Source organism: Streptomyces musisoli, from assembly GCF_016741855.1.
Taxonomy (GTDB): Bacteria; Actinomycetota; Actinomycetes; order Streptomycetales; family Streptomycetaceae; genus Streptomyces; species Streptomyces musisoli.
On record NZ_JAERRH010000057.1, the window covers coordinates 1 to 6,195 of the forward strand.

Annotated in this window: 5 protein-coding genes; 3 read left to right on the forward strand and 2 right to left on the reverse strand. The window is 70.0% G+C overall.

Annotation, left to right across the window (positions count from 1 at the left end; genetic code table 11):
- The first annotated feature begins 929 nt into the window (after window positions 1-929).
- Together JK361_RS40225 and JK361_RS40230 are read left to right on the forward strand one after the other, a co-directional pair.
- Window positions 930-1,355, forward strand: coding sequence for a peptidoglycan-binding domain-containing protein (locus JK361_RS40225; RefSeq protein ID WP_201828140.1), 426 nt, complete (start codon window positions 930-932; stop codon window positions 1,353-1,355).
- Window positions 1,356-2,389: 1,034 nt separating this feature from the next.
- Window positions 2,390-3,184, forward strand: coding sequence for an alpha/beta fold hydrolase (locus JK361_RS40230; RefSeq protein WP_201828142.1), 795 nt, complete (start codon window positions 2,390-2,392; stop codon window positions 3,182-3,184).
- A gap of 1,321 nt (window positions 3,185-4,505) precedes the next feature.
- Here JK361_RS40230 and JK361_RS40235 read toward each other — a convergent pair.
- The gene (locus JK361_RS40235) at window positions 4,506-4,907 is read right to left on the reverse strand and encodes a LecA/PA-IL family lectin (RefSeq protein ID WP_201828144.1); all 402 of its coding nucleotides are present in this window, start codon (window positions 4,905-4,907) and stop codon (window positions 4,506-4,508) included.
- Between the two features lie 397 nt (window positions 4,908-5,304).
- Between JK361_RS40235 and JK361_RS40240 the strand changes: the two genes are divergently transcribed.
- Complete coding sequence (locus JK361_RS40240; protein ID WP_307787453.1) at window positions 5,305-5,673, forward strand: hypothetical protein; 369 nt, start codon at window positions 5,305-5,307, stop codon at window positions 5,671-5,673.
- A 69-nt stretch (window positions 5,674-5,742) separates the two neighbouring features.
- On the opposite strand, the gene JK361_RS40245 is transcribed toward JK361_RS40240, so the two are convergent.
- Window positions 5,743-6,195, reverse strand: a 453-nt coding sequence (locus JK361_RS40245) for a tetratricopeptide repeat protein (protein WP_504739924.1), incomplete at its 5' end; no start/stop codon positions are given.

The following is a 6,195-nucleotide window of genomic DNA, read 5'->3' on the forward strand; positions in this document are numbered from 1 at the left end:
GCGGGGCGTGCAGGAGGTCGTCGGCGAAGCCGGTGGCGACGAGGTGGAGATCGCCTGCCCAGGGCGCGATTGCGTATTCGAGCAGCAGGGCGGTGCACACCCGGGCGACGTCGTCGGGGCTGCCCTCAAGGAGCAGGGCGCCACCGCGGTGACCTCCGCGCCGGCCCGTGGCCCCGGCCCGGCATCCAATGGTTCAGGGCCGGGGCGCGGCGAGCGGTCCGGCGACCGCCGTGGCGATGGCCTCGGTGGGCGGAGCACACCCCAAGGCGCTGCCAGCCGACAGCGCACGTTGTCCGCAGGGCCAAGCTGGGCACGCCCCGCCCTGCGCGGCTTAAGAGCAGTGCCGTCCAGGCGGGAGGCCTCGGCGGCGGCTCGGCTCCGGGACCGGTGAGGGGCATCGGACGGTGGCACGGCTGTCGCCCTGCTGTGCCGCCTGGATTCCGCCACTCATGCGGCGCCCTGCGTTCCCTTCTAGGAAGCGGCGACACCTGCTCCATGGCGCAGAGTGAGCGCCCGGCGCCGTGGCGGCTGCAGAAGAACCGGGCCCTCACGCGTTTCGCGCGAGAGGGGAGCGCGCGATGCCGTGCCAACGATCCGCCGCGGCCGGGGACACGGACCTGCGCCGCCCTTTCTGCGCGTCTTGCGCATGTTCGGGGTAGGGGGCGGCTCGACCACCCAACGTCGCGGGATCACCTTGAACCCTTTGATGCCGCATCGGTGTCAGACGTGGATGACAGCCACCCTCTACCGCGGTAGTTGTAGGCGGCTCGTCTCGTACCGCCCTGGTTTCGCCTGGAGTCAAACCACCAGGGGACGCCGGCCCAGTCGACTGTTCATACCGTTGAACCGCACGTACGCATCGCACGGCGGGCCGTCGGGGGACCCAACGGGGGGACCCGGCTCGCTCCTCGAGAAAGGACCGTGCGTCCATGACGACGATGAACATACGTCAGCGCATCACCACCGGGCTGGTCTCCGCCGCGTTCCTCGGCGGGACCCTGGTCGCTGTCGCGCCGGCGGCGAGCGCCGCACCGGCCACAGCGCCAGCCGCCTCATCAGCTGGCGTCAGCGCCGCCCGGAGCTGCCTCATGACCCCCGGAATCGGCTACTACTGCCGCTACTACAAGGGCACCGCCTACACCGACTTCGGCGACCGGGGCAACAAGGTGAAGGAGATCCAGGCCCTCATCAAGGCGTCGCACTATTCGGGCCGTCTCGCGATCGACGGCGTCTTCGGCAACGACACCCTGAAGGCCGTCAAGTGGTACCAGAAGCGGTGGATGGGCGACAGGACGCCCGACGGCATCGTCGGGCCCAAGACCTGGAAGTCGCTGCGCTGGGACTGCGCCTGCTGAATCCGGCGGTGGGCCGCCCGTCCCGCGGCTTTCGCCCGGCTACCCGGCCTCGGAGGCCTGGGCCGCCCAGTCGAGTCCGAGGCTGGCCAGCCAGGCAACGCACGTTGTCCGCGGGGCCAAACCGGGCACGCCCGGCCCCACGCGCTGCAGAGTGGTGCCGTCCAGGCAGCGGCCTTCGAAGCCTACCGGCCGCCGTCAGATGACACCGCGGCGGTACGGCGCGCGACGACCCGCCGCCGCGCGCCGTCCGTCCGAGCGTCCACACCGAAGACGTGCGGTGCATAGCGGGCCCGGAACCTCGCCCCGGGCCCGCTGCGCTGCGCGAAGCGCGCGCTCACGCAGCCCAGTGGAGTCCGAGGTCAGGCCGGCCGCCGACGGCCGAGCAGGGTGCGTCAGCACCGGAACCGGCGCGGAAGATGACGTTCGATGAGGAGCTTCTACAACAAGAACCGCATACTCGACGGCCTGGACGACGGCTTCATCGTGAGGATCAGCGGCTGACCTTCGTCGTGGCGGGAGCGGCCCGCCGCTCCCGCCACGACGTTGGACTACGAAGCTGCAGGCCAGAACTGCACGAGATAGCGCTCTACCGCCTCGATGCTCTGCTCGCTCTCGGCCAGAGCCCTGACCGCGGCCCGGCCCGAGGAACTGACACGCACGCGCCACGATCCGCCCTGGTCTCACCGACTGGGTGGTCGACAAGACGCGGTGGGGCCTGAGCATCGACACCGGCGAGCAGGCCGCGCTCGCCGAGGTGCTCACCGCCTGCCCGAACGTTCCCGTCACCGTCACGCCGGCCCGTTGACCACCCTCGCCGCGCCGTCTGCAGCGACGCCCCGGCCCTTGGGCCGGCGAGGGCCAAGGGGGATTGGGCGTCCTCAGCGCCGCCGCGGACTGCGTGTGGCCAGCTCTGCATGCCAGATGTGCACGCACGCCCGGCGATTGGTCAGGGCGACCGCATGACGCACAGATTCAGACAACCGTCTTACACAAGCGTATTGTACATGTGTATAGATGTCGTCTATGGTGAACCCATGAACACCGACAACGCCAAGCGTTCCGCGCTCACCATCGACGGCCGCACCCTGTCCTACGTGGACTTCGGCGGACCGGGCCGCCCGCTGCTCGCCCTGCACGGACACATGTCCGAGGGCATGTCGTACGCCGATCTCGCTGCCCGCCTCGCCCCGGACTGGCGGGTCATCGCGCCCGACCAGCGCGGCCACGGCGACTCCGACCGGGCGGCCGACTACAGCCGGGAGGGCTACCTTGCCGACCTGGAAGCCCTCATGGACCACCTGAGGCTGGACAGCGCGGCCCTCCTCGGCCACTCGCTCGGAGCGATCAACGCCTACCAGTTCGCTGCCCGCCACCCCGAGCGCGTGACCGCGCTGGTCAATGGCGAGGGCTGTGCCGAGCTCGGCCTGGACGGCAGCAACCCGCTGGCGTTCGTGCTCAACCTTCCGGAGGGCACCTGCCACAGTCGGGAGGCGTTCGTGGCGCAGCTGGGTCCGTTCGCCCCTTTCCTCGGATCCGCCGTTCGCGAGCGGACGGACGGAACGTGGGGCCTGCACTTCCACCCCAAGGACATCTACGACTCCGAGGACCAGGTCCATGGCGATCACTGGGCCGACTGGACCGGCTCCGCCTGCCCGGCGCTACTGATACGCGGCGCCAAAGGCGGTGTGCTGTCGGCGGAGCAGGCAGCGCAGATGGCTTCTCGGCGGCCCGGCACCCGTCTTGTCGAACTGGAGACGGACCACTTCCTGTATGCCAACGACCCGGCCGGCTTTGCGGACGCGGTCCGGGACTTCCTTGCCTCGGCATAGCCATGGTCCGCGGACCGTTCGGCCCCTCGCCGATCGATCACAAGCGGATCTTCTCGAGAGCACCGTCTTCTGTTCCAGGCTGCCGCTCCTTTGCCAACGCGGCGCCGGCTGCTCGTCCCGTTCGATCGCCATGTCGCCGAGGGAGACGATGTCCACCAGGTGACCCCCCTCCACGATCGGAAGGTGGCGGACGGAGTTACCGCGAACTTCACCGCACGACCGAAGTTGCTCGTTCGGGGACACCAGCCGCCGCACCCGCCAAACCGCCTGTCCCACCTCGGCAGCACCCCGACCGGCCGAAGCCGTTCAAGCCGCGTGAGTGGTGCCCTCCAGCGGCCGGTCCGGGGTCGGGGCCGGCGCCGCGGGCCGGTCGCGGTCGAGGGGCCGTGCCAGTTGACAAGGGTGAGGGCCCGACGCTTGACGAAGGAGGCTGGGCCCTCACGTCGGGCCTCCCTGGTAGGGGCAGGGATGTTCATGGCGCGACGCCGTGCGCAACGACCGGCTAATGCGCAGGTCACGCGGCTCGACGGGAGCGGGCGCGGGCCGGTTGCCGGGGGGAGAATGGTGGCGTCGCATGGGTGATCCGCGGTGGCACGGGCAGGGACGACCGTGCCACCGTGCCCCCGCTCCGGGCTTCAGACCCCGGGTCCGGGGCGGGGCGACGCCGCAGGCCGGGTCTGGTCGCCGGCAGGGGGGACCACACCTGAGGATGACGGGCGCCGCGGCCGAAAAAGGATCAGCCGCGGGCCTCCCGCTGCACACCCTTTCATGGGGTGCCCGGCGGCCATGAGGCGCACACGGTGCGGTGGCCGCCTTTCCGACCGCAAGGCGGGCGATCAGCCCGGCCGCTGAACGGGTGGGCCTGCCTCCCGGCGGTCCTGCGGCTACTCCTTGTGCCCGGCGTGTCAGACGAAAGATCCCGCCAAGCCCAACGGCACCTGCCGACGGTGACCGGCTACCGGGCACGCGTCGCCGGTGACCAGCGGCTCCATCGGGTGCGTACCGGCTGACGGTGGGCTCCACTCGCGCGGCCACGATGTCCCGCGCCGCACCCGGTGTGCACCACTCGACGATGTGCGGCACTCGATGCACCGCACCGGTGCGCGCACCTGTCCGGCCGACCCTTGACCGGGTGCGGCCGGACGCGTGCTCCCCTCTTGACCAGTGTGGCGGAGTTGGTCAGCCCTCCGACCGGTTCGAATGCGCGCACCAGGGGAGCCGGCTGGCCCTGGCAACCGGCGAGGCTGCGTCGCGTGGGAAGAGGGAGCGGTGAATCGGTGCTGGGTTGCTGCCCCGCTCTTACCGGGGATTGCAGGGCGCTTTAGGAGGGGGCGCCATGGTTTTCGACAAGCGCTGTGTACTCGCCGGAGTTGTCGCCGTACATTCCGGGGCGGTCGTTGTAGGCGACGGTGATTTCGCCGTTCTCCTGGGCGCGGAAGGTCTGGCAGGAGCCGACTGCGAACCACGGGCCGGAACCCACGCGGGCGATCAGCGACCCCACCGGTGCTCCGGGCAGGACGGTCTGCGACACGTGCGCTCCGGCGAACTTGTCGTTGATGTAGCGGGTCCCGTCGGGGTAGGTGACGCGCGGGGTCTGGCCCTGGTCGTACTGTGCCCGGCCGCTGGCGGAGATGGTGAAGATGTCGTCGCGCTGGACCGTCACGCCGCACTTCACCCCGCCCTCGGTCTTGGCGGGCACGGTAACGGTGTTGAAGTCGCCCATGGTGGCACCTCTCGATTGCGGTTTGACTACTTTAAGTAGTAATTCTGTCGCTTTAAGTTAGTTCCGGTCAAATGGATCACCGCTCTCCGTACGTGTTTCCGAGATGGCTGTGGCGGGCGTCGAGCAGGCGGGCGGGGTGCGGAGCGGATCCGGGCCGGACATCGGCAACGAGGAGACACGGCCGCCCGCCACTACAGACACCCGCAACAACTGTTGTCGCGGGAGCGTTGACCGCGCTTCCCCAGGCCACCACGGCTTATCGGGGCTGGGGCGCGGAGTCACAACCCTCTTCTCTCCTCCTCTCACTGACCAAGTCCTGGGAAATAGGTGGGGGGTGGGATGTCAGTGGTGGAGGCGACCATCGGGTCCAGGGCGCGCCTGGTGCCCTCTGCGGCCAGTGGCCGGTCGCGACGCACGGGAGGCCACCTGGCAAGCCTTCGCCAATGGTCAGCAGCAGCTGATGGCCGTCCTGGGCCTCACCCCCGAGGCGAATCCGCTCGCCCCGGCCCGCCGCGCTCGCCGTATTTATGAGCAGACGGTGCAGCTGCTGGAGCTCTTCCTGCACCGCGAAGGCCGCATTCCCGCCGCCCGCGAGACGATCCGCGTCGACGGCGACACCGTGAAGATCGGCGCCTGGCTCGCCAAGGCCCGCAACCGACATCGCTCCGGCTCCGGCCAGCTCCCCGACCACCACGTGCGCCTGGTTGCCGCCCTGTTCGAGGGGGACTGGACGGCTGAGGACGCCGTTCCGGCCGTCCTGGTGTGAGTCGGGCCCTCGGTGGCCTACTTGGGACGGTGCCACAGTGGGGCGATACTTCCGTGCGGCGAGCCCTGCTCAGAACCATCGAGGGGTGGGTGAACCGTCCGGGTCCAGCCCGTACGGCCACCGCCTTTCATCGAAGCGAACGCCGGCGTCGGCGGCCTGCCTGTAGAGGGTTTCAGCGCTCTGGGGGTCTCCCGCCTGTCCCCGCATTTGCGCCAGGCCGGTCAGGGCTTCCGGGTAGCCGGCGTCGGCGGCCTGCCTGTAGAGCGTCTCGGCGCCCTCCGGATTCCCGGCCTGCTCCCGCATTTGCGCCAGGTAGGTCAGGGCTTCGGGGTAGCCGACGTCGGCGGCCTGCCAGGCCAGGGTTTCGGCGCTCTGGGGGTCTCCGGCCTGCTCCCGTATCAGCGTCAGGTCGATCAGGGCATCTGGGTAGCAGCTGTCGGCGGCTTGACCGGCCAGCTTTTCAGCGCTCTGGGGGTTTCCGGCCTGTTCCCGCATCCGCGTTACTGGCCGTTCTCTAACCGT